The 24,895-nt window shown below is 35.5% G+C and carries 21 protein-coding genes; 11 read left to right on the forward strand and 10 right to left on the reverse strand.

The window, feature by feature from the left end; all coding sequences use genetic code 11:
- From H1P_RS02230 to corA, 3 genes are all read right to left on the reverse strand, one after another.
- Positions 1-1,344 (reverse strand): filamentous hemagglutinin N-terminal domain-containing protein (locus H1P_RS02230; protein WP_144863777.1); only part of this gene is annotated, 1,344 nt, incomplete at its 3' end.
- A 394-nt stretch (positions 1,345-1,738) separates the two neighbouring features.
- Positions 1,739-4,426 (reverse strand): CHAT domain-containing protein, encoded by a 2,688-nt coding sequence (locus H1P_RS02235; protein WP_144863721.1) that lies wholly within the window; start codon positions 4,424-4,426, stop codon positions 1,739-1,741.
- Between the two features lie 185 nt (positions 4,427-4,611).
- A complete protein-coding gene (gene corA / locus H1P_RS02240) occupies positions 4,612-5,766 on the reverse strand; it encodes a magnesium/cobalt transporter CorA (protein ID WP_144863723.1) in 1,155 nt (384 codons plus the stop codon).
- A gap of 402 nt (positions 5,767-6,168) precedes the next feature.
- Here corA and H1P_RS02245 point away from each other — a divergent pair, with 402 nt between their 5' ends.
- Positions 6,169-7,677, forward strand: coding sequence for a hypothetical protein (locus H1P_RS02245; protein ID WP_144863725.1), 1,509 nt, complete (start codon positions 6,169-6,171; stop codon positions 7,675-7,677).
- A 13-nt stretch (positions 7,678-7,690) separates the two neighbouring features.
- Positions 7,691-7,894 (forward strand): hypothetical protein, encoded by a 204-nt coding sequence (locus H1P_RS02250; RefSeq protein WP_144863727.1) that lies wholly within the window; start codon positions 7,691-7,693, stop codon positions 7,892-7,894.
- A gap of 109 nt (positions 7,895-8,003) precedes the next feature.
- Here the strand turns inward: H1P_RS02250 and H1P_RS02255 are convergent, their stop codons facing one another.
- Positions 8,004-8,453 (reverse strand): Hsp20/alpha crystallin family protein, encoded by a 450-nt coding sequence (locus tag H1P_RS02255; RefSeq protein WP_144863729.1) that lies wholly within the window; start codon positions 8,451-8,453, stop codon positions 8,004-8,006.
- A gap of 670 nt (positions 8,454-9,123) precedes the next feature.
- Here H1P_RS02255 and H1P_RS02260 point away from each other — a divergent pair.
- Positions 9,124-11,256 (forward strand): substrate-binding domain-containing protein, encoded by a 2,133-nt coding sequence (locus tag H1P_RS02260; RefSeq protein ID WP_144863731.1) that lies wholly within the window; start codon positions 9,124-9,126, stop codon positions 11,254-11,256.
- 218 nt (positions 11,257-11,474) lie between these two features.
- On the opposite strand, the gene H1P_RS02265 is transcribed toward H1P_RS02260, so the two are convergent.
- Positions 11,475-12,125 carry a DUF3226 domain-containing protein gene (locus tag H1P_RS02265; RefSeq protein ID WP_144863733.1) on the reverse strand — a complete coding sequence of 217 codons (651 nt, stop codon included), beginning with the start codon at positions 12,123-12,125 and terminating at the stop codon, positions 11,475-11,477.
- Positions 12,125-13,156, reverse strand: coding sequence for an AAA family ATPase (locus tag H1P_RS02270; RefSeq protein WP_144863735.1), 1,032 nt, complete (start codon positions 13,154-13,156; stop codon positions 12,125-12,127). The genes H1P_RS02265 and H1P_RS02270 overlap by 1 nt, the downstream gene beginning before the upstream one ends.
- Before the next feature lie 261 nt (positions 13,157-13,417).
- Here H1P_RS02270 and H1P_RS02275 point away from each other — a divergent pair, with 261 nt between their 5' ends.
- The 7 genes from H1P_RS02275 to H1P_RS02305 all read left to right on the forward strand — a co-directional run bounded on the left by H1P_RS02275 (position 13,418) and on the right by H1P_RS02305 (position 20,662).
- Positions 13,418-14,416: a TIGR04222 domain-containing membrane protein gene (locus tag H1P_RS02275; RefSeq protein ID WP_144863737.1), complete on the forward strand. Its 999-nt coding sequence runs from the start codon at positions 13,418-13,420 to the stop codon at positions 14,414-14,416.
- A gap of 59 nt (positions 14,417-14,475) precedes the next feature.
- Positions 14,476-15,294, forward strand: coding sequence for an MbnB/TglH/ChrH family RiPP precursor modification enzyme (locus H1P_RS02280; protein ID WP_144863739.1), 819 nt, complete (start codon positions 14,476-14,478; stop codon positions 15,292-15,294).
- A 69-nt stretch (positions 15,295-15,363) separates the two neighbouring features.
- The gene (locus H1P_RS02285; protein WP_144863741.1) at positions 15,364-16,011 is read left to right on the forward strand and encodes an SCO6045 C-terminal-like domain-containing protein; all 648 of its coding nucleotides are present in this window, start codon (positions 15,364-15,366) and stop codon (positions 16,009-16,011) included.
- A gap of 159 nt (positions 16,012-16,170) precedes the next feature.
- Positions 16,171-16,857 (forward strand): hypothetical protein, encoded by a 687-nt coding sequence (locus tag H1P_RS02290; RefSeq protein ID WP_144863743.1) that lies wholly within the window; start codon positions 16,171-16,173, stop codon positions 16,855-16,857.
- 332 nt (positions 16,858-17,189) lie between these two features.
- A complete protein-coding gene (locus tag H1P_RS02295; RefSeq protein WP_144863744.1) occupies positions 17,190-18,137 on the forward strand; it encodes a DUF1822 family protein in 948 nt (315 codons plus the stop codon).
- Positions 18,138-18,196: 59 nt separating this feature from the next.
- Positions 18,197-18,880, forward strand: coding sequence for an urease accessory protein UreF (locus H1P_RS02300; RefSeq protein ID WP_144863746.1), 684 nt, complete (start codon positions 18,197-18,199; stop codon positions 18,878-18,880).
- Positions 18,881-19,000: 120 nt separating this feature from the next.
- Entirely contained in the window at positions 19,001-20,662 is a 1,662-nt protein-coding gene (locus tag H1P_RS02305) for a pre-peptidase C-terminal domain-containing protein (protein WP_144863748.1), read from the forward strand.
- Between the two features lie 163 nt (positions 20,663-20,825).
- Here the strand turns inward: H1P_RS02305 and H1P_RS02310 are convergent, their stop codons facing one another.
- From H1P_RS02310 to remA, 4 genes are all read right to left on the reverse strand, one after another.
- Positions 20,826-21,146 (reverse strand): cupin domain-containing protein, encoded by a 321-nt coding sequence (locus tag H1P_RS02310; RefSeq protein WP_144863750.1) that lies wholly within the window; start codon positions 21,144-21,146, stop codon positions 20,826-20,828.
- Between the two features lie 34 nt (positions 21,147-21,180).
- Positions 21,181-21,750, reverse strand: a complete 570-nt coding sequence (locus H1P_RS02315) for a YbjN domain-containing protein (RefSeq protein ID WP_144863752.1) — start codon at positions 21,748-21,750, stop codon at positions 21,181-21,183.
- A 133-nt stretch (positions 21,751-21,883) separates the two neighbouring features.
- Positions 21,884-22,438 (reverse strand): guanylate kinase, encoded by a 555-nt coding sequence (gene gmk, locus H1P_RS02320; protein ID WP_144863754.1) that lies wholly within the window; start codon positions 22,436-22,438, stop codon positions 21,884-21,886.
- A gap of 20 nt (positions 22,439-22,458) precedes the next feature.
- Positions 22,459-22,713 (reverse strand): extracellular matrix/biofilm regulator RemA, encoded by a 255-nt coding sequence (gene remA / locus H1P_RS02325; RefSeq protein WP_144863756.1) that lies wholly within the window; start codon positions 22,711-22,713, stop codon positions 22,459-22,461.
- A 190-nt stretch (positions 22,714-22,903) separates the two neighbouring features.
- Here remA and H1P_RS02330 point away from each other — a divergent pair, with 190 nt between their 5' ends.
- A complete protein-coding gene (locus tag H1P_RS02330) occupies positions 22,904-24,649 on the forward strand; it encodes an Rqc2 family fibronectin-binding protein (RefSeq protein WP_144863758.1) in 1,746 nt (581 codons plus the stop codon).
- Positions 24,650-24,895: the final 246 nt, after the last annotated feature.

The raw sequence follows: 24,895 nt of genomic DNA on the forward strand, positions 1-24,895 counted from the left end.
AAAACCTTCTGATGTTTCACCCTCAAAAGTAAGATCGTTAGCGGTAATCTTAATCAAACCAGCATCACCTTGACCAAATGTACTAGCATCAATGTATCCCCCACCAGTGACAATCAGGTTATCAGTATTAATGCTTATACCTCCAGCATTTCCCACTGCTCCTGCTTCAACCCGACTACTAACAAGACTACTGAAGCCATTTGAACTTTCTCCATCAATAGATATGGTCTCACTAGCGGAAAGATCAATTAAACCTGCATTGCCTTGACCAAATGTACTAGCATCAATGAGTCCCCCATTGGTTGTTTCTAGAGAACCAGTAGTAATATTGATAGAACCTGAATTACCCACTCCACCTTCATTGACCAGATTTCTAATTCGACTCTCATCAAGGGTTAGATTCTCAGAGAGATTAATCACAATATTTCCTGCTTGAGCATCATCAGAAGTTGAACTTTGGTTGATTCCTGCTCTTAAGAGACTGCTGGCTCTCAGGTTGAGATTACGAGCGTTAACGGTGATATTTCCCCCACCTGCCCCTATGACATCGACTTCAGCACCATTGCTTAAGGTTAGATCTGCTTTAGCTACATCATCAGGAAAGATCAAACTACCATCTTCTGAGATGCCAATTGTTCCTGCTGTGGATAAACCACCTAATTCAACATTACCTCCAGAAGCAGTAACGTTACCCCCCTCAAACTCAATCTTGCCCCCAACCAAACTCAGGTTATTTACTGACGAAACTTCTAAACCAGTTGAACGGTTGACTATTTCCCCTGGATTATCCTCCAAACCTAATCCAATGGGCGCATTAATTGTTAATAAAGGAGGAGTATCTAAATCTGTGGCACTAAACTCTCCCTCCTCAAACAAGATACTACTGGCAGTACTGCCCAAAAACGAACCTCCAATATTTAACTGTGCATTCTCACCAAAGATAATTCCATTGGGATTAATTAGAAATAAACTGGCACTACCGTTGGCACGAATCAAACCATCAATATTAGAGATGTTCCCCCCTGTAACTCGACTGAAGATATTCGAGATATTATTGGCATTATCAAAAAAAGCTTCATTGCCTGTAAGTACAGAAAAATCTTGGAAGCTATGAAACAGATTCTCACCTCGCGTTTGCCCTCCAGTAATTTCGGAAACGTTACCATCTGAGTTGACTTGGGTGTTAAGGGTGTTGTCAGGAGTAATTTGAGCTTGAGTGACGGCGAGGTCTCCTCGCCATGTCAAATCAAGCTGTTGAGCTTGAGCTAAGGTAGCTGTGGCAGAGAACGAGCCAAGGGTACAGAGTAAAAACTGACAGAATAAATATTGAGGTGATACCTTCATGGTTATCTATATATTTTTATTCGAGATTTTATTTGTAACCGCAGAAGGCGGTCGGGGAATGAGGCTAGAACGGAATGGTTGAAGTATTTTTTCTAATAATGCTGGCTCATTGGAGAGTGTCTCTTCAAAAGAAGTTATATCAAATCAACTAATATTCGCGAGACATCAAAATAATCTAAGGGTAGAGTAGGCATTGCCCACTCTACAAGCGATCTGTTGCATTTTTTTTCTAATCGGTATTCGCTAACAAATCATTTTCTCTACCTACTTTTGAGCTTCTTGTTTCTCTCCAGTTTCAAAACTAAATTGATGCACTATTATCCAATAGTATTGTCAAAAATCGGAAAGCTATACAACTAATAAAACTAATACAAATAAAGTGAGGTAGTAAATCTTACAGCCAATTGCCTACTAGGACATAAGAAGCCCAAAAATAGGGACGTTGCCAATCTTGACTTGGTTCTTTCCAGAGTTCTAATTGAGCGCGTCTTAAGGCTTCAGCTTTACTAATTTGGTTTGTAGCTAGCTGGCGGTAAAACTCTCCCATTAGTCTAGCGGTGGAGAGGTCATCTACTGCCCACAAGGCTGCTAAGGTACTTCTCGCTCCCGCACGCACCGCAATACCTGCTAGTCCTAAAGCTGCTCTCTCGTCCCCTGCTGCGGTTTCACAGGCACTTAATACCAGTAATTCAATATTATTACGCTGGGGATTATTTAGTTGCAGCAAATCATCAAGATCGGCAATTTTAAGTAGTTGATTCCAGGTCAAGATAAAGGTTTCTTCTAATTGAGAGCTAAACTGACCGTGAGTTGCTAAATGAATTACTGAAAAGTCTTTTGCATCGATGAGATCGCGTAAATTGTCAGTAGTAAAGGAGCGATCGAATAGTTGTTCGCTTTTGTTCACCTGAGACTGTATCTGTCTCAATTCTAACCCCACATTATTAAGACGAGAAAATTCTTTTCCTTCTACCTGCCTTTGCTCTTCCAAGCCACCAATCAAAGCGTTTAAATTTTTACCAGATAAAGGTTTTGGTTCTAATAGCTGTAATCCAGGAGCAACAGCGATCGCATATTTTTCGAGCAAATACTGCTGTTGCCCAGAATCATAAAGCACGCCCATCGGAATATTGCGTAGTGCGCCATCAAGGACGAAAACCAATGTTTTTATCTGACTTGCTTCTAATTTAGTAGCTATGGGTTGAATTAGCCAACTATACAACTGCTGCGAGAGTTTTCTGACATCGCTGGAGCGATCTGGTTCTTTAAGATATTGCTGTAACTGAGTTAAAATAGCTTTTACGTCAGTCTCCGAGCGATCGCTTTTATAGTGTTCTAGTTTTGACTGTCCTGGTAATTTGACAATAACTTCAAACCGTTCGGGCAAAATAATCGGATAAAAAACTGCCGTTGTCGGCTCCGATTCGACAATGCGATCTAGTTGTTCTGGTTGGGCATCCAAACAAGCTGAGCGAAAGAAATTTTCTAGTTGAGCTAGCTGTAGAGCTTCGATCGTCTTTCTTGCTTGGCGCAGATTTTGCTGACTGGGTTCGCCTGTTTCTCCAGATTGCAATAACAACCCTACTAACTGCCGATATACTGGTTCGACTTGTTCGCGAAAAGAAAACTGAGCATCGAGATTTCTTGCTACCAAGTCCCGTCGCAATAGCTGAAGGTTATTGACTGCTTCGGTATAGGCACTAATTGCCTGTTGGTTTCTCTGTTCTTGTGCCAATAAACGACCTAACTGCCATTCCCACTTATAGCTAAGATCGGGAGCATTTATCCCTTGTGCGATCGCTAAAGCCGAGTTGGTCAGTTTTTCCGCTAATTGTAATCTTTCTGTTTGTTCGTAAAATTGTCCTAGAGTACCGATAGCAGAAGATTCTGAACGTGAATCTTTGAAATTTCGGGCTTGAGCGATCGCATTATTCAAGATTGCAGTAATAATTGGCTCATACTTGCTTGCAGAGGGCATTTTCATCAAATTGCGAGCAAAATTAATGCGTGCATAAATAGTTTGTCTACTAGCTGGTAATTCTTTAAGGGTTTGAGTAATTGGGGATATGAAATTTTGAGCTACTAAATTGGGATTAGGCTTCTGCTTTAGCGTTCGCTCACTGGCAGTTAATAAACTGAATTGATTTAATTGAGCTTGAATTCGATCCAAGGGAAAAGTTGCAGTGGCAATTGCTTGTTGATAGTGTTCTAAAGCTTGCTGCTGGTAATTATTTGCTCGCTCAAGATCGTTTAAATTTCTAGCCTGACTGGCTAATGCTTGTTTGGTGTTGCCCAAGTTGAGTAAAACTTGGCTAATTTCGGAATCAAGAGCTAGTTTTTGAGCCAATGCTAAACTTTTGCTGAAAATTTTTGACGAACGCTCTAATTTTCCCTGCTGACGGAATAAGCTACCCAGACTGTTTAAACTACTTACTTGAATTAGCGATAGGGGTTGACTTTCAAGCTGTTGTGCTAATTCATCTAAAATTTTATTAGTGCGACGGAAAAAGCCCAAGGTTTGCCATGCTTGAGCCTGATTAATCTTACTGATAAATATTCCTTGAGTATCGCCAGAACGAGTATAGAAAAACTCTGCTTTCTCTGCTGTTTTTACAGCAGCTTCGGCTTGTCCCCTGGCTAGTTGCCAACGTCCCTGACGATTTAAAACCTGAGCGCGGACGAGATCTTGAAGAGATTGGTTTTGAGGTTTGCTTTCTCTACTTTCGGGTAATCTATCCAGTATAGATAAGCTTTGGGTAATTGTTGTCTCTGCTTGTTGCCACTCTCCTAACTGCTCGTAAGCCAAAGATAGTAGACTTAAAGCTCGTGCTTGTTGTAGTGGCTCTCCTGATTTTTGGTAGATTTGCACTGCTTGTTGCAAAGCTTGGGTAGCTGCGACAAACTGCCCGCGATCGTAATATTCTTGACTTTCTTTAATTAGAACTGAAGCCGATTCTGGAGTTTGTGCTTGTATCTCAGAATAACTGTAAATAGCAAGACTGAGAGTTAAAGCCAATAATCCGCTAACAAGCGATCGCCATTGCCTCTTTTGCTTGATTTTTCTCAAGAAAGTAAACAACATGAAGCTTCTAATCTATTCTCCCAAAAATATTTGTGTGATGTCTAATCTTGATGTCATCATAGCGATTGTCTTGATACTTGTGTTGCACAAAATGCAATACTTCTTGATTAAAGTAAATTCGGGCAACTATCCATTTGTCCAAAGTCCAATCTATTACTTACTACTTATTAACTTTCCAAAAAGGTTTATCTTTCTTTTTTTTGTTGTTCAAAGCTTACTTTATCGAACCAACCTTGTCGCCAAAAGAACACAATTAAACCGAAAGCGATCGCTATCATTAAACCTAAGCATAATGGGTATCCCCAATAATAATTTAACTCTGGCATATTCCAAGGAGAAGTGTCATAATTAAAATTCATGCCATAAATTCCCGCTATAAAAGTAAGGGGAATAAAAATCGTAGAAATTACCGTTAGTAGCTTCATAATTTCATTCATTTTATTACTCATAGCAGAGAGATAAATATCAGTTAAACCAGAAGATAATTCGCGATAAGTTTCAATTAAATCGACAATTTGAACTGCATGATCGTAACAATCTCTTAGATACAAAACAATCTCATCATCTATTAAGACACTACCATCTCTAATTAAACTGCTGAGAGCAGTCCTTTGTGACCAAATAGCACGACGTAAAGCTAACAATTCTCTTCTTACTTGATAAATTTCAGCTAACGTTTGGCTAGTGGGATTACTAATTACTTCATCTTCTAAGTCTTCTATTTTTTCACTATAAATATCCAAAACAGGAAAAAACCCATCAATAATAGAATCCCATAAAGCATAGGCTAAATAGTCTGTTCCTTTAAGTCTAATATTACCTTTTTGAAGCTTAATTCGTTGTCTAATCGGCTCAAAACAGTCTCTATCTGGTTCTTCTTGAACAGTTAAAATATATTTTTTTGTAATAACTAAGCTAACCTGTTCTAGCCAAAACCCTTGATTATGAGGTTTGGGAATTGCCATGTTAGCAATGATGACTAATTGCTCTTGATTATATTCAATTTTAGGCTTTTGTGGGGCATTGACAATATCTTCTAAAGTTAGAGGATGCAAGCGAAATACTTTTCCTAGCCTCAAGAAAAAATCTTCATTACCCAATCCTCCAACATTAAACCAAGAAACAGAATCAAGATTCATGTATTCTTGACAATCTTCAGGAGTTAAATTTGTAACAAGAATTGCTTTTTGCGAATTATAATCGATTAAAAAACATTCTGGAGGAGTGGCATCTTTTTCAATACTTAAAGTACCAGGAATACTTCCAGGCTGTTCGTAACCATAATCAAATAAATCATCTTCTTCAATATCAAAAGAAAAAACTTGGTTCTGCTGAGTCATAATTTTGTTATTGACAATAATTTAATAAAATCTAAAATTCAGATAAAAACAAATTTTGATTTGCTAAAAATTTAAGAATATTTAAAATCCCAATATTTTAGACAACTATTTTGATAATAATTCATGAATTGCTGGGACTTCAGATTGTAGCCTAATAAAATTAAAAGTTAACTACTCTTAAAAATTATAGTGGTGGATTATGCAAGCTCAATCTTAACAGCTATTAAGCTATCAAAAGATAGTATAACTTGTTAGATTACATACTCAAAAAATTAATAAATTAGTTTATTCAGTTATCTTTGCCAAAAATTTTAGAATAATTATTGATAGTTAATGAAGATTAACCTTTAATCGTAATCAAACATAGGAAAATTTTAGAGATACCTAAAGAAATATCAAAGAATGACTATTGTAAGAAAATCATCTGGGGTAAAATTTCAAAAATCTCGTCCTAACCTGTGGTTTGAGAAGATAATGGCGATCATAGCCGTGATAAATTTATTATTAGTTATTTTTGATTTAAGTTATGTTCCTATCCGAGATTTTTGGCTCCATGGTCAAATTCGCCTTGGTAATCTAAGATCGGCTTATGTCAGCATTCCTGGTATCAAGCTAGACATTATACCTGATGATATTTCTCAATTTATTTTGCAATACGACAACGTCAAAGGAATCGTACCCAATCGCACTACAGAAAAATATCTATCCAAAGTTGCAGAGTTGGAACAAAAATTAGAGACAACTAAAATAAACGATCCTGAAATTATCCCCATATTAAGTGATTTACGTCGTCGTAGTGTAGAAATGATTCAAAACGATGCTTTTGAAGAAGCAGGGAAATCAGGTAATCTCGAAAGACTGAAAAATATTATGCGGGAATATCTTCCCAATGAAGAACAATCTTCTAAACAAGCTTTTTGGCAATTTTGGAGTGTCAATTATCTGCAAAATAACACTACAGCAAAATTAGCATTTTTCAATGATGAAATAAAACCCCTAATCGAAACTAACTATTATCGTCACATAGGGGAAACTGGCGGATATGTTGATAACTTTGGTTTTCTTGATTTCCCTTTTGGAGCTATCTTTGCCTTAGAATTTCTCGCTCGTACTTGGTTGATCAGTCGTACCCGTACTGGAGTAAGCTGGATAGATGCTATGTTGTGGCGTTGGTATGATGTCTTCTTTTTCCTTCCCTTTTGGCGATGGTTAAGGGTTATTCCCACTTCAGTTAGATTACAGCGATCGCGACTTTTACCTTTAAATATCGGTAATAGAATTCAAAAACAGATCAGTCAAGGTATTGTAGCAGGAATCGCCGAAGATATCACGGAAGTAGTTGTAATTCGTATTATCAATCAGTTGCAAATCTCGATTCGCCAAGGAGATATCAGCAATCTACTCGCAGAAAGAAATCAAAATGGTTACATAGACATCAATAACACTAATGAAACCGCAGAAATAATTAAAATTTTTGCTAACACTATGGTGGATCGAGTACTGCCAAAAATTCAACCCGAAGCCGAAGCATTATTACAATATAGTTTACAGAAAGCCATTCAACAATCACCCGCTTATCAAGGAGTAAGCTTTCTTCCTGGGGGAAAAACAGCCGTTTCTAGTTTGACAAAACAATTGGTGTCTCAAACCTATAGTGGTTTTGCTGCTGCTTTGAAAGCTGTTTTAGAAGAAGATAAAAAATTTGAACAATTATTAGAAAGCTTATTTACTAATGTCAATCAATCTTTTGTTTCTGAAATCAAAGCAAGACAGAGCCTCAATCAAATTGAAACCCTCTTAGTAGATTTATTAGAAGAAATTAAAATCAATTATGTAGAACGCCTCTCTGCTGAAGATGTGGAACAAATCTTAGAACAAACTAGAAGTATTCGCAAAATAACTCAGAATTAAACAAGAAATATAATTGGGCGTTGTTGATTTAAGGTATGAAACCGATAGTAATACTGTTCGGAGCTTCGGAAGCTCTAAGACGGGGCGTATCCCCATTCGAGGACAATGTAAACTCTTGGGGAAACACGGCGGTCACACGATTCTGGGGAAACCCCAGAATACGCCACCTCCCCAAGAGACAGCCCCTCCTCTAAGCTTTAAGCCTTTTGAATATTAATAAAAAAGTAGAATTTTGCGCTTTTCATACCACCATGAGGCAACGCCTATAATTGCGATCAAAAAAGGGTGAGTTTTACCCCACCCTAAAAATACTATTTACAAAATAGCTACTCTACAGAATCATCAAGACTAACTTTGACAACTTTATTTAATTCTTCCTCTCTTTTGGGTAGTACTAGATAAAGAATGCCATCTTTATATTCTGCTTTGACATTAGTATTCTGTACTTTAATTGGTAGAGTAATTACTCTTTTGAACTCGCCATAACGAAACTCAGAACGAGCAAACTTATTATCAGCAGCTTCAGTTGTTGCTTTTCTTTCTCCAGCTACAGTAACACTATTGGCTGCTACTTGGATATCCAACTCGCTAGCTTGCATTCCTGGTACTTCTAATCTTAGTTCTAAAGCGGATTCTGTTTCGATTAGTTCCGTAGCAGGAAATCCAGTATGGTTTAAAGAATTTGTTGTGGAAATAATCACATCATCGAAGATTCTATCTAGTTGACGTTGTAAAGAATTCATTTCTTTCCAAGGATTGTAACGAACAATAGTCATAAATTGTTTTCCTCTGCTTTGTATGTTTTGTTTTTGATTGCCTTGTTTTTAACTTCAATTACTATATTACGTATCTTATAAACAACTGTTTAGTGTTACTTACAACACCATTAGATAGGGTTTTCTTCCCGAACTATAAAAATTACGGTAAACCGATTATTAAGGTACGGTATGAGTAGGTAATGGGTAATATTTCACGAGTAATAAGTAATGAGTAATGAGTAATAAGTAATGAAGTAATGAGTAATGAGTAATGAGTAATAAGTAATGAGTAATAAGTAATAAGTAATAAGTAATGAGTAATGGGTAATACCTCTTCCGCGAAGGAGCGAGGATTCAACAAATGAATTATTTTTTGATTTTTCGCGCATTTATGAATCCGCTTTATACCATCTCCCTAGCTTAATACTGAATGGCGAGATGAAGAGTTGACGAGTTACTTGAGCCTCGTTGGGCTTTGGTAATTATTGCTTTCCTCATTTCTTTTCCTTAATAGGAGTTTTATATCGATTTATACTTTCCTATTTATAAAAATTGAGGTAAAGCTAACGAGAAACTGGAAAAATAAAGGAGATAGAGAGATGTAGGGACATTATTATAATAAGTTAGTTCAAAAATAAATATCCTTGCTTTCTTCTTCCTCTTTCCTTCTTTCTTACTCCTTATATATATGCAGATTATTAAACTAAAGTTCCGACAAATACCGAATCAGGGTTTTTTTGCTACTCTAAGCTGTAGTAAACAGCCTTGGGAGATAGAAGGCTATTTAACTGCGATACCCGATGCTTTAATTAAATCTCTGCAACAGTGGCAAATTACCTATCGTCAACTAGAAGCAGTACGTTCTTATATTGGTACTCAAACTCAGTTTAGAATTATTCCCAAATCGGTAACAGTTGCATCTTCTACAAAATGCGTTGATGCGGTTAAGCACCATCTCAATCAATGGCTTAATAATAGCGATCGTGAATGGCAACCTATTCGGGATGGTTTGATTTCTGTGGCTAATCAGTTTAACCATCAAGAGTTACCAATTATTATAGATGCTCAAAATATTAATTTATGTCGGCTTCCTTGGCAAGAATGGGATTTATTAACTCAATATTATCCTGAAACGGAAGTAGCAATTAACACTTTAACGTCTAAAGATATTGCAATTACTCCTATTAGCAATTTTACCAAACAGTCCAAAGTTAGAATTTTATTAGTAGTAGGTAATAGTAACAATATAGATACAAAAGCCGATCTCCAAGCAATTCAACAATTAACAAAAAAGAAAGCAGTTATAACTTGTTTAATTCAGCCTAGTTTGAAAGATTTATGTACCTCTTTATGGCATCATCCTGGTTATCATATCTTTATTTTTACGGGACATAGTGGTAGTAATGATGATGGTACAATCGGCTGGATTGCAATCAATGAAACTGAACGATTAACCATAGCAGAATTCAAAGATGCTTTTCGCCAAGCAATTAAGAATGGATTACGGTTAGCTATTTTTAATTCTTGTGACGGATTAGGTTTAGCCGATCGCCTGAGTGAGTTAAACTTAACTCAGATGATAGTTATGGGCGAACCCGTACCCGATGAAGTAGCGATCGAGTTTATTAAACAGTTTTTCACCGCTTTTATTAATCACAAATCTCTATTTAATTCAGTTCATCAAGCAAGGAAAAAGTTAGAGCCTTTTAATACTCGTTATCCTGGTGCTGTTTGGTTACCTAGATTGTGTTTAAAACCCACTACTAATTATTTAACTTGGAATAGCATTTTGTCAGGAGATTCAGCTAATAATACTATTAAAACCAAGCAATCTAATAAATTTATTCAACTAACAAAGACTATAGTTACTTGTTTATTGATTTTTATTCTTGGTTTTAGTTTTAATTTAGTTTTGTTTAATGGGTTTAATACAGAAATAGCTAATAAATTTAACCTCAATCATAAAATACAATTTCCTAACGGTACTTGGCAATATGGAGGTAGTACCACCTGGCAACTTATTAGAGAATTAGTCAATCAACAACTACAGCAAAAATATCCTCACTTTGAACTTGTTTATACTCGTCATCCTACCTTACCTAACGGTTCTGAAACAGGGATAAAAATGCTGCTAGACGGACAAATTTCTTTTGCACAATCTTCTCGCCCTATTGAAGATCGAGAGTATGATTCTGCTATTGTTAGAGGTAAAATATTAAAACAAGTTCCTGTAGCAATTGATGGTATTGCTGTAGTAGTAAATCCTCAATTAGAAATAGAAGGCTTAACAATTCAACAGTTAGAAGATATTTATCGCGGTAAGATTACTAACTGGGCTATATTAGGAGGACAAGATAGGGAAATTATTCCTTATACTCGTCCTCGCCAAAGTGGAACTACAGAATACTTTTACAACAATATTTTAGAGTCACACTCTTTTGGGAAAAACGTTACTTTCTTAGAATATCCCACTCTAGCTTTAAAGCAAATAGAAGATAATCTAGGTGGTATGTTTTTTGTTTCTGTATCGGAAGTAATTGATAATTGTAATTTTAAAATATTACCCATTGCACGTCGGATGGGAAGTAATTTTATTAGTTTAAATCGCGATAATAGTTATTGTGGTTTGGAAAAAGAACGCCTAAATATTGAAGTATTACGTAATGGGGAATATCCTTTAGTCAGAAGACTATTTATAGTGATAGAAGCTAATAGCCCTGTTGATGAAGAAGTAGGAGAAGCTTATAAAGATTATTTATTATCTAAACCAGGACAAGAATTGATTAGTAAGTCTGGTTTTATTCCTTTGCGATATTTTTAATTTAGAGATTATACCAATTCTCGCGCACTAGCTAGATAGATATTACATTATTTCTTATTAATAAAAAACACTAAAACTATTGTTTACACTAACTCCTGACTCCTAGCCCTAAACTAAGTCTCTTGTTAATGCGCGAGAAACGATATTATCTCGCGTAGAGGTGTTTATCCTCATCGCATTAGAGGATAGAGGCGCAAAGTAAATACAAAGATATTTTGTTAATTACTAAATAATTTTTGTAGCCAAATAATAAAAATATTAGCAATTTCGCTATTATTTGATAATGCTTTAGCAGTTATGGCTTGTCCCATTGGCATACCTGGTTTTTTCTGCCATGCTAACCAAGTATGAATTAATGCTTTGGAATGATGAGTAAGCGAATAAGGATTAATTTTTGCTGTTTCTATTTCTTGTAATATTGCTTCTGCTTTCACTTTTAATATATCTTCATCAGGAATCAAATAAGTAACAAAATCTTCTAACATTCCAGGTAATTGATTATTTGGCATTACCCAAACACCTATTTTTGGTAATTTTGCTTGTTTATGTATCCAACCAGTTTGAGGAATTTCTTTTGGGATATTTTGATAACCAGATTCTTGTAATTTATCACTGACACTTTGCCATCGTGTTGTTAAATCTAGATCCGCATCAACTACTATTCCTAAAGTTTTAATTTCCTCATTTTTTAACTTTATTGGCAAAATTCTTAATAAAGCTTCTATTCCTTCTGCTTTTTTTGGTAACTCAACAGAAAAATTTTGTGGTAATTGATGTTTTTGACATAATGCCCAAATAACATGACGATCTTTATCACCTTCTACTAATAGTTGTTGAGGTAAATATTCCAATTTTTTCTTTTTTGGCATTAACGTACCTCAATACCTTCTTCTACCGCTATTTCTAAATCTTCCGCACTATATTCCACAGCGCGAAGTTTATCATATTTACTATCAAGACGAAATAACTTACCAATAGATCGATCTTCAACTTGTGATAATGCTTCTTGAAATGTAGTAATACAATCCCAACTATGAGTAGTAGCAAATACTTGAACATTTAATTCTTTGGCTGTTTCTAAAATTAAACGCCACATATCTGTTTGTGCTTTGTAGTGTAATCCTGTTTCTATTTCATCTACTAGCAATACTCCATTTTCTGCGGTTACTAATGATAATGCTAATGTAAGAAGACAATACATTCCTTCTCCCATATTACTTATAGATATAGGAGCTTCTTCATTTATGATTTTTAATTTAACTTGATTATATCCTTCCAGAGTAGAAAAACTAATACGTTCTAATTTATTTTCTATAATATTAAGTGCTTTGATTATTTTTCTTTCTTTATTTGTTAAATCGATCTTATCCCACATATAAAGCATTTGAGTAAAAGAAAGATTATTTTTATAAACTAAAATATAAGGACTAATTTCTTTTCTAATCCATAGATCATTATTTATGTCAGTAAATTGTACTTCTAAACAATAGTTATTCATAAGAGGGATTTGTTCTTTAAATCTAAAATCAGCATTGTCTCCTTGTTCTCTAGTTTCAAAACTTAAGTTAATTTGTACACCAGCTTTGATACTAAAATCAAGAATTATTTTCCTACAATCTAAATTTGCCTTTATTCTAGATTTATTTGGCTGATATCTATTAAATAAATTTGTAATTTGATAATAAAAATGCTTATTGCTGATGAAATCTCTATTTCTGTTATAAATTATTTCAATTAGAGTTTGTTCTTTATCATGTAGATTAATTAATAAATAAATAGCTTCTAATAAGCTTGTCTTACCACTATTATTATTGCCAACAAAAAGATTAACTTGTTCTAAGCTATCTATATGAAAATCTTCAAAGCAACGATAGTTTTTAATAGTGAGATTGCTTAACATAAATTCCTCTGTGTTTGATACGCCTGGTATTTTTATTGTAAATGGTCATGATTAATTGTAATTGGACGATCGCTATTTGCCCCTACAAGATATTAAAAACAGAAAAGAGCGATCGCTTTACACTCAAAAACTTCAATCTCTACATAAAAACAAAAATCTATAACCATTACATAGTGAGCATTACAGCCATTATTAACCAAAAAGTTTCATAAACTTTCTGACTCTCCCTGATTAGTAAGTGTCGAGTTCAACTAATCGGATATGGACATCTTAATTAACAATCCTATCTCTTTAATGTATGGCCCTTATTTCTTATTGCTGTATGGAGGGGTGATTACAGTTACCGTAATAAGTTGTTACCTGATTTTACAAGGTAATATCTTCGATCCTGTTTCTGGAGAAATACCAGAAAAACCCGATCCTTATGAAATTGCTTATCTGCGAGATGGCGAATCAGCAGTAGCCAAAGTAGTTTGTTTGGAGTTGATGCAAAAAGGCTTTGTACGAGTTAAGGATAAACGTATTGAAAGATCGCCACAAATGTATAATGTATCGAGTTTACAACCGATTGAAAGAGTTTTCTTTGATTGGGTAGATAATCCCCGTGTAGCTTCTGATGTTAAGTATAATGCTGAATTGAGAAAAGCGATCGCTAAACCTTGTGAAACTTATCAAAAATCTTTAGAAACATCTGGCTATTTTAATTCCGCAACGAAAAACTATTTAGTAGGTGGTATTGGTGCGTTTCTCATTTGTAGTTTGGGTAGCTATAAATTGATTTCTGCATTGTCACGGGGACATCATAACGTAATGTTTTTAATTATGATGGCGATCGCTGCTATTATTATCCTAGCCTATATTTCTTCTCCTCTTGATACCCGCATTACAGCTAAGGGGAAACAATATCTTAGCGACTTAAAACAGACTTTTGCTAACTTACAGAGTGATTTAAAAGCACCAGTTACCGAACCAGATTACAACTCTTCATTACTATTAGCGATCTTTGATTTTGACAAATTAAAAGCCAGTAACGACTATCAAGATTTAGTGAATCTTTTTGTTCCTCCTGTATATAGCCATAGCAGTAGCAAGACTTCTCGTAGTAGTAGTCGCACAAGTAGTAGTAGTGGTGGCTGTAGTACCTTTAGCTGTGGGAGTAGTTGCAGTAGCGGTAGCAGTTGTGGTAGTAGCTGCGGTAGCAGTTGTGGTAGTAGCTGCGGAAGTAGTTGCGGTGGTGGATGCGGAGGCTGTGGCGGTTGATTCAGTAGAGACGTTTCGCCGAAACGTCTTGATAAAAAGCTAACCACAAATAAATAACAATGAACAATCAACTAGAAACATTAGGAATTGGTATTGGGTATCGGGAACAGTTTAAGAGTGAATTGTTTCTGAATAAAGAAACCGTGGATTTTTTAGAGATAATTGGCGATCGCTATTTAGATTCTAATCAATATCTTCAAGGGGAATTATCCTTACTCGCTGCTAACTTTCCCCTCGTACCTCACTTTATTAATCTTTCTCTTGGTAGTGCAGAAGGTATCGATACAGAATATCTAGAGAAACTAGCCAAACTAGTTAAACAACTCGATCCCCCTTGGTGGAGTGAACATCTGTGCTTCACCAAAGCTGGAGGTATTGATATCGGACATCTTGCACCCTTACCCTATACCAAAGAAGCAGTAGATATTGTTTGTAGCAACATCAAACAAGTACAGAGTTATATTGAAACTCCCCTAATTCTAGAAAACATTGCCTACATGGTGGATATTTCTGGGGGAGAAATGACAGAGGCGCAGTTTATTGGCGAGATAGCAGAAAAAACTGATTGTGGTTTATTGCTAGACATTACTAATCTGTATATCAACAGCACCAATCACGATTACGACATTGAAAAGTTTCTTTCTCAATTACCTTTAGAAAGAATTGTACAACTACATTTTGTCGGCGGATATCAAGATGATGGTGTTTTAATAGATAGCCATTCTGAAGCCACTCCAGCCGAAATATGGCAATTAATGACAGATGTCACCTCTTGCACTAACGTTAACGGAATTATTTTAGAAAGAGACGAAAACATACCACCTTTCAATGAGTTAGTTACAGAGTTAAATCAAGCCAGAAAAATTGTTAGTGGTTAGTGGTTAGTGGTTAGTGGTTACTTGTTTCATCCTTCATCCTTCATCCTTCATCCTTCATTCCTTAAAATTATGTCTTTATCAACAGTACAACAGGTTTTAGCACGCATTTATACAGACAGTAAACTACGAGATGACTTTCTGACAAATCCTGACGTTGTAGGAATTAGCTTTGGCTTAAACTGTCAGGAAATTCAGCAGCTTAGTAAACTATCTCGTCAGCAAGTAGACTTATTTGCACGTTCATTAAAGCGCAAACGCTTGGGAGAAATTCGTAAGCTGTTACCTCTGACGAATCAAGCATTGGGTAAAGAATTTAATCCTTTGTTTTTCCAATACAGCGAAACCTATTTACCCACAGGAAACAAAAAACATCTTTTAGATGCGATCGCTTTTACTAAGTTTCTCTTACAACAGCTAACTACAGACAATACTCAACCCGTATCGGTATTAGATGTGTTGCGTTATGAGGCAGTTAGGTTAAAAATGTTTGAGGGAAAAAGATTGCTATTTTGCAATCGCTTTTACTACCATCTCGAAACTCTAATTAATAGTCTGCATTCAGATTCTCCACTGATACCTTACCCCCAACCCAATATCGGTATCTGGTTTAGACTACCTAATTCTCAATGGCGATCTCTGTTTATTCCTTTTTCAGTCAAGCGAAAAAAGATATTTTCTTTTCATAGATTAGTACAAAAATATCTTGCGATACAGTAAGAGAAATCTTGTATTAGTACAAAAATATTTTGGGCTATAGTTTTGGATAAAAGCAACATGAGAAATCTTGTATTTTTTGGGGATTGTTTTTTCTGTATCTTTTTCACCCCATACATTTATCCAAAAACTGATTACTGATTACTGAATTACTGATAAAAGGTGGAAGAACAATTAAAAGAGGCTATCTTATCTGTATGTAATTACGACAGCAATAGTCTACAAAGACAGAAAAACCTCAATCGTTTACTAATTCTGATTCAACAACTACCAGGGATTTATCGATCGTCTCATCAAGACTATCCAGAAGCCTATAACCGCACATTAATCTGGGTAAGTAAGAATATAGATCGCTTTGAGGCTCAAACCGAATCAATACAACAAAGTTTCGTAATTTGGATTAATGGTTATCTCAAATGGCGTATCCGCGATCTGTATGTGTCTGATAACCGTTACGATCCTCAAAGAGTTTACCCCAGTAGTAACGAAAAGACGGGAATTGATTTAATCGAAAACATTAGCGATCCGCGATTTTCCCTTAGTTTATTAGATACCCAAATTGCCGAGATACAAGCAGAAAAAGAAGTTAGGTTAGGAAATGCGATCGCTGATTATATCAAACAAGACTCCAATAAAAACCTTTCTCAAACTCATCCCCGCAAATATCCTAAATGTAACTGTCAGTGTTTAGCTATCCGTTTATTGCTACAACAACCACCCGCCAAAATCTCGGAAATAGCTAGAGAATTAAAAGTCAACAATCAGACTCTCTATTCCCATTGGAAACAAAAATGTTTACCACTTCTGCAAGAAATAGGAGAAGAGTTAGGAGGTAATGGGCAATCGTGACAAGTTAAGGGACTATGTTGTTTGTCAACCTGTTCGCAGCTTTAAGCTTTAAGCTCGCTTGCTTATCGCCTTTGACACAATTTTATTGACTTTAATGTCTTAATAATGGCAATCACTAAATTAAAGTCAAAAATCCATATTTTGTATTTATAAATTTAAAAAACATTATATGTATTAGTTGACAAATGCCATTATTGTTTAACTTGTCACCAATGGGTAATGGGTAATGGACAATGAGTAATGAGTAAGAAACAAAAATAAATAATTAATTAACAACGAGCCACGAACTAATAATTCATAGAATCAAATCAATCACATAAAAACCATTAGCAATGAACAATCAACTGTCAACAATTAATAATGAACAATTAACAATACTATTAGATAGTAACGCTCATAACTATGCAAAACAATTTGCGAGTCAACAGGCAACAATTGAAAAAGGAAAACAGGTTTATCTCAATACCTTAGCTGTTTACGCCGTTTATACTTATTTAAAGTGCTTTCCTATCACAACTAATTTAGCTCAGAGTGATTGTTGGAATCCTGTTTTGAGAGGTATGTTTAATGTTGCTGATTTAGTATTATCCAATTTGGGCAAACTAGAATGTTGTGGGCTATTACCAGGAGAGGAGGTTATAACTATTCCTGCTGAAGTGAGAGATAATCGTTTGGGTTATCTAGTAGTGCTATTGGAAAATGAATTAAAAGAGGCAGCGTTATTAGGCTTTATTCCCAGTAAAGCAATTAATTATGATACCGAAACAGTTAATATATCCCAAATACAACCTTTAGATCGTCTTTTTGATACTTTAGATTCTGTGCAAAAACAGATAAATCTCCGTCAACACGGGAGGAAATGGTTGAGTGGTTTGTTTACCCCAGATTGGCAGCCTGTAGAGACTATCATGGCAGGAAGAGTTACTAGAAGTTTGGCGACTAATAGTGATGCTGCACTAACTACTATTAGTCGTGGTAAAGCAATTTCTTGGGAGGTGAATAATATAGAAGAAAAAGTAATCTTAATCTTAAAAATAACAGAATCTAATTCAGAAGTAGTTGATATTTGTTTGCAACTATATCCCGATCGAGAAAGTAATAATTTGCCCACAAGTTTATCTATAAATATCTTAGATGAAACTGGAGTAACTTGTTTATCAGCAATAGCAAAAGATAGTGATGATTGGATACAGTTAGAATTTGCTTGTCACCAGGGAGAAGTCTTTAATATAGAGCTTAAATTAGCAGAAGTAAGTATTATAGAAAAGTTTGTAGTGTAATCTGAATTCTGCAAACTTGTAATAAAAATTATTTTAGTTGTTTTAGGCGATCGCTTATAATGAACAATCAACTTGCTTTAATGCAATTAGCTGATTCTTTTTTTCCTTCTGGTTCTTTTACTCTATCTCATGGTTTAGAATATTTAGTTCAAACTAAGCAAATTAAAACAGTAGTAGAATTACAAAATTTTTTACAAATTCTGTTACTTAACAAAATTGGCTCTTGTGATTTAGTCGCTTTAATTCATGGTTATCGAGGTAGTCAACAAAATAATTGGCAACTTATTCAAAATGCAGATCGTCAATTATTTAGTCAAACTCTTATCGAGAAAAATCGTCAAACTCAGCAGAAAAGTGGTCGAGCCTTACTTATGGTAGCTCAAGAAACATGGCAAGATAAAAAACTAGAACAACTACAACAAAAAATAGCAGCAAAACAATTTTATTGTCTTCATCCCATTGTATTTGCTGTAGTAGCGGAAATTGCAGGAATTAACGAACAAAATACCGCTTTAGCTTTTCTCCATAACTTGATTACTGGTTTACTCGGTGCTGCTATTCGTTTAGGGGTTATTGGTCATATTCAAGCACAAAAAACCTTGCTCTTTTTAACCTCGGATATTACCACAACTTACCAGCAAGCGAAAACTCTCAAATTATCAGAAATATGGAGTTGTACACCTACAATTGATTTAGCTCAAATGCAACATCAAAAACTTCAAACAAGACTGTTTGCTAGTTAAAAAACGTAAAAAAATATTTATTTTCGATACACTATTTTGAGTAATAGTTTTTTATATGATAACTATTTTTAAAATCTTATTAAAAATCTGTAAACCAATATACAAATTGGGAGCGATAATATGCTTAAAGATAAACCAGTAAACTCAAACTTTACTATCTGGAAACTACCTTTACTAACCTCAGCGTTGTATTTTGCAGTTATAGGCGGAATTTTTAGCGTATCTCCCGCTACATCTCGAAATATTTCTCGACAATATCTCGCACAAGCTGAAACTGAAGAAACAACTATTCCCACTGATACTGAAGCAGCCATTCCCGAAGAGTCTATAGTAGAAGAAGAAGAAGTTGCAGAAACAGAACCAGATAATTCTCTAGAAATAGCTATCATCAGTGAGCTTAACCGAGTTAGAACCAACCCTCAAGGCTATGCTGACTGGTTAGACTCTCAAAAGCAATATTATCAAGGAATGTTTCTGAAATTGCCAGGAGAGCAACCCATTAGAACTAATCGGGGACTTCGCAGCTTAGAAGAAGCTATTATCTTCCTCCGTCAACAAAATGAACTTTCTGCGTTATCTCCTTCTACAGAATTAACCTCTACAGCACAAGAACAAATTGCTGCTATCACCAGTAATCAGAAAGTAAATAATCGCAATAATCTTGTTTATGGCAAAGTAACTCCCGAAGCCATTGTAATGCAATTAGTTGTAGACGATGGTTTTCCCGATCGCCGTCATAGACGAGCTATTTTTAGTCAAAGTCTCCAAGACACGGGTATTGCTTGTAGTGAAATACCTATCTATAATAACGTATGCGCGATCGCATTTTATCCTGAAGACACTACCGAAATTGCTCAAACACCAACAGAAACGACTCCTACAACTACTACAAAACCAGAAAATCAACCCGAAACATCAGCAACTGAAAATAGCAATCAACTCCCCACACCACCAAATACTAATACTCCAATAGCATCAGAATCGACAGCTACAGAAACTGTAGAAACCACAAACAATAATCAAACAACTTCTACTACAGAATCAGAAGTAATCGTTCCTACCCAAACACCCTCAGAAACTAACGCCGAAACAACAGAATCAGAAGTAATCGTTTCTACAAACACAGAAAGCAACAATTCAACAAACCCCACTGTAGAATCAGAAGCATCATCAGAGGTTAACAGCGATCATACTTCTACATCAGAATCAGAAGTTACAGTGACTACCGAAACCGAAAGTGACAACTCAACAAATCCCACTGTAGAATCAGAAACCTTATCAGAATCAGAAGCTACAGTAACTACCGAAACCGAAAGTAACAGTCCGACAACTCCCAATATAGAATCAGAAGTTGTACCCACCCCAGAAAATTCAGCAGAAAATAATTCCTCAACAACAGAATCAGAAATAGCAACTAGCAACGAATCCGCAACAGAATCAGAAATTGCTACTAATTCTCAAATTCCTGAAATAGTAGAAGAAGGAATTCTCGAAGAAGGCGATGAAATTATTCCTAATGACGGTAGTTTTTATGATTCTTATCCCCTCGAAGGTTCAGCAGGAGACTCTTTTACTATCACCCTAGAAAGCCAAGATTTTGATACTTTTTTAGCCATAATGGATCAAAATGGTAATATCGTAGAGCAAAATGACGATCTCAACGAAGAAGAAAGCAACTCTCGTCTAGAAATTACCCTACCTGACAATGGAACTTATAGCGTGATTGTTAACGCTTACGATCGAGGAGGAAAAGGAAGATATGTACTTAAAGTAAGTCGTTAGGTAGGGTGTTGTTAGCGTAAGCGTAACGCACCGATATTTTAATTTGGGATTTTATTAAATTCTCATTCCTTAGTAATTTATTGATTACAGCCGTATAATTATAAATTAAATCATAGTTTGCGATCGCAATACAACTTCTCTCACGAATAATCTTGGTGAACTACTATTTACTAATAAAGTGAATAGCTAACCAAATACAAGGAGGTTCAAAAGTAGTGTATTCTACGCGATGTTTTTGATGAGCAGGAATTAACACATAGTCTCCTGGTGTTAGCTGGATTTGTGAACCATCACCATAAACTAAAGAAGCCTCTCCTTGTAACAGGATTACCCACTCATCTCTATCTTGGTCATACCATTCCCCTAATGGTGTAACCTGACCAGTAGACACAATACGTTCAATCAAAACATTGTCAGTAGATATCAAGGCTTCCCATAACTCTCGATTGGGAAGAGACGAGGGTATACTAAAAATATTAGCCATCTTTTATTTATTACTGGTTAAACAAAAAAGAGGATTAAAGTTCGCTAAGATAGCGACCAAAAAAAGCTTGATAGTCAGAATGAAGTACAAAGAAACTTTTAATTCGGCTTTCAGTTACACCACCTGTCACAGTTAAATTGGTTTCTAGAACAACTAATTCATCATTTTTTGTAGTTGTGTAAAGATAAGCAAACGAATATCTTAAACTTTTGTTCCAATCATTAATAGCTTCTAATGTGGTTTTTTCATCTTGAGGATAATAGGAAAAAAGAGACATTCCTTTGCCATTAGAAGCGATAAACACCGAACATGGTCTACCCTGCATCAAAAAATTTAAAGAATTATTGTTATTTCTAGTTACGTCTATATAACCTAGTTCTTTTAAATATCTCTCTACTTCATCAATAGTTAAAAGATCGACAATTTGATTGTCGCGGGAATCATTAGGAGCAGAGTTGTCTTCATTGACAGCAGATTCTTCCTGACATCTACTATTGAGAGGAAATTTTTCACAAAAAGCATCATCAGCAGTTTGAGCATTTATAGGGAAGCTTATTAAGGGCAACGATAATAATAATAAAATCAAGCTCAAGTTGTTCATCATAATTTTCGGCAAATTTAGACTGTTCTATCAATAACTATAAAATATTAAATAGTACCTTTTGACTATGATGATTTTTATAGCAAGACAGTTGAATTGTTGTGATCGCCACTAGCCACTAATTAACAACTACTAATTAGTAACTAAATATTGCTTCCTCTACTTCTTTAATTGCTTGTTCCAAGTCATGATTAATAATTTGAAACTCAAATTCATCTTTGGCTGCAATTTCTTCTTTTGCTCTGGCTAAACGCTTTTCTATAGCTAATTCGGGGTCTTTACCGCGTTTTCTTATTCTAGCTTCTAATTCTGCCAAAGAAGGGGGTAAAATAAGAATGCGCCGAGCATCAGGAAAGCATTGCGCGATCGCTCTTGCTCCTAATAATTCAATTTCTAGTATTATTGATTTGCCTTGCTCTAAAACTTCTTTGACTTTAGTTTTGGGTGTACCGTAATAATTGCCAGCATACTCCGCCCATTCTAAAAATTCTGTTTTTGCGATCGCAGTTTTAAATTCATCCTGGCTGGTATAGTAGTAGTCTATGCCCTCTATTTCACCAAGACGGGGATTTCTGGTAGTGGTAGAAACAGAAAGACAGAGTTCGGGATGACGTTGCAATAGAGAGCGAACTATTGTACCTTTCCCTACCCCGCTAGGGCCAGTAATCACAATTAATTTTCCTTGTGCCATGAAGTTGGAAGTAAGAATTGCTAGCTACCTTCTTTGTTTATCACAAAACGGTGAGCAACGGTTTCTGGCTGAATAGCGGATAATACTATATGGGAAGAGTCGGTAATAATTACTGCTCTAGTCCGACGACCATAAGTCGCATCTACTAGCTGTCCTCTGTCTCTAGCTTCTGTAATCAGCCTTTTAATAGGTGCTGACTCTGGGCTAACTATAGCAATAATGCGGTTAGCCGAAACAATATTACCAAAACCGATATTAATTAACTGAATATCCATGAGTATTGAACTGCCGTTAGATGTGATTAAGGCATAAAGAAAATATAATCCTAATGTTATAGGCAAAAATCTTGCATTACAACCCAAAAAGTGATGAAAAACTGATTTTTACGGAAATTTTAGCTTTTTTTTTAGCTTTTTCTCGATGCACTAGCTTAATTTATTTTTATTTTTGTATTTAAGAATTCCTATGCAAGCTTTTGATTACACTACTTTAGTCGCTGTTAGAGAAGATATTGCCAGAAATTGGCTACCATCTCGTATTGAACAAGTATATCAGCGCGATCGTTATACGATCTATTTATCTTTACGAACGATTAAAAAACGAGGTTGGTTAGGTATTTGTTGGCATCCTGAAGCTGCGAGAGTATGTATCAGTGAGCCACCGCCCAAAATTCCCGATACTTTTACCTTTAGTGACCAATTGCGCCATCAATTTAAAGGATTAGCTCTCACTGCTATCGAGATTATTGCGCCTTGGGAGAGAGTCTTAGATTTACAATTTGCCAAACGCCCTGGAGATGATGTGTTATGGCATCTTTATGTAGAGGTTATGGGCAAATATAGCAATGTCATTTTAACTGATGCCAAGCAGCAAATTATCGCTCCTGCTAAGCAAATTAGTAGTAGCCAATCCAGTGTACGTCCCATTCAAACAGGACAACCTTACGAAGTACCACCACCACTAACAGGAACATTACCTAAATTAGAAGAAGAGCAAGAAAGATGGCAATCTAGAGTTAGTTTAATCCCTGGAAAATTGCAACGTCAATTAATGAATTCCTATCGAGGGATTAGTCCTAAAGTTACCCAAGAAATTATTACCTTAGCTGGGGTTACTCCTCAACAATCCACAGAAACTCTACAACAAATAGATTGGGATAACTTATATCTTGCTTGGCAAAAATGGCTAAAAATGCAAGCAACCTGTGAATTTTATCCAGGGAAAACCGCTCAAGGATATACTATCTTAGGCTTTGTGGAAAATCATCCTGTAGATAACTTACAGCAACTAATAGATCGCTACTATATCAATAACTTAAATCAACAGCAATTCAAGCAATTACATCATCAACTACTACAAAAAATTAGTAGTATCTTAAAAAAAAGCGATCGTAAAGCAGAGACATTTCGGAATCGCTTACAAGAATCAACCGAAGCAGAAAGCTATCGCCAACAAGCAGATTTATTGATGGCACATTTGCATTTAATTAAGCCAGGAATCAAGTCTATTGAATTAAATGACTTTGCCACAGGAGAGCCAGTAAACATTAAGCTAAATCCAGAAAAAAATGCCGTCCAAAACGCCCAAGCTCTTTATAAAAATCATCAAAAATTAAAACGAGCTAAAAATGCAGTAATACCTCTTTTAAATGAAGTAGAAACCGAAATAAATTATCTGCAACAAGTTAAAACAGCCCTCACTCAACTAGATAACTATTATAATCCCGAAGACTTAGAAACCTTAGCAGAAATTAGAGAAGAACTAATAGAACAAGAGTATCTTAAAAGCGATAGAGCTGTTTCTAAAAACAAAGATGATTCTCAACCCCATCAATTCACCACACCATCGGGATATCAGCTTTTAGTAGGCAGAAATAACCGCCAAAATGACCGCTTAACCTTTCGTACAGCCAATGATTATGACATCTGGTTTCATACTCAAGAAATCCCAGGAAGTCATGTTTTATTACGTCTCGAACCTGGAAAAGTAGCCCAAGAAGCCGATATGAAATTTGCAGCTAACATTACTGCTTACTATTCCCAAGCTAGAGAAAGCGATGTTGTTCCAGTAATTTATACTAAACCCAAGCACGTTTATAAACCTAAAGGCGCAAAACCAGGAATGGCAATTTATAAACAAGAAACAGTCATTTGGGGTAAACCGCAAGCTATAAGAAATGAGGAACGAAAAACAAACAAAGAGGAAAATTAATTTTTGCCCTTTTGTAAGTTGGGAAAAGCGATACTACAACTTAATAATCACTGATTATATTGATTTATAGACTAATAGTAAAGGATGAATTATGAGTCCAAATAGTTTTTAGATTCTGTGGGATTATTTAGAGAAACGTAACGCACATCAGCAATAATTAACTTATTAATTTCATGTTCTCCTATGGAAAATCACAGTCTTTGACGTGTAGAGCAAGGTCAACACGGGAGTGGAATAGCGAGACAG

The organism is Hyella patelloides LEGE 07179, from assembly GCF_900659865.1.
In the GTDB taxonomy this organism is placed as follows: Bacteria; Cyanobacteriota; Cyanobacteriia; order Cyanobacteriales; family Xenococcaceae; genus Hyella; species Hyella patelloides.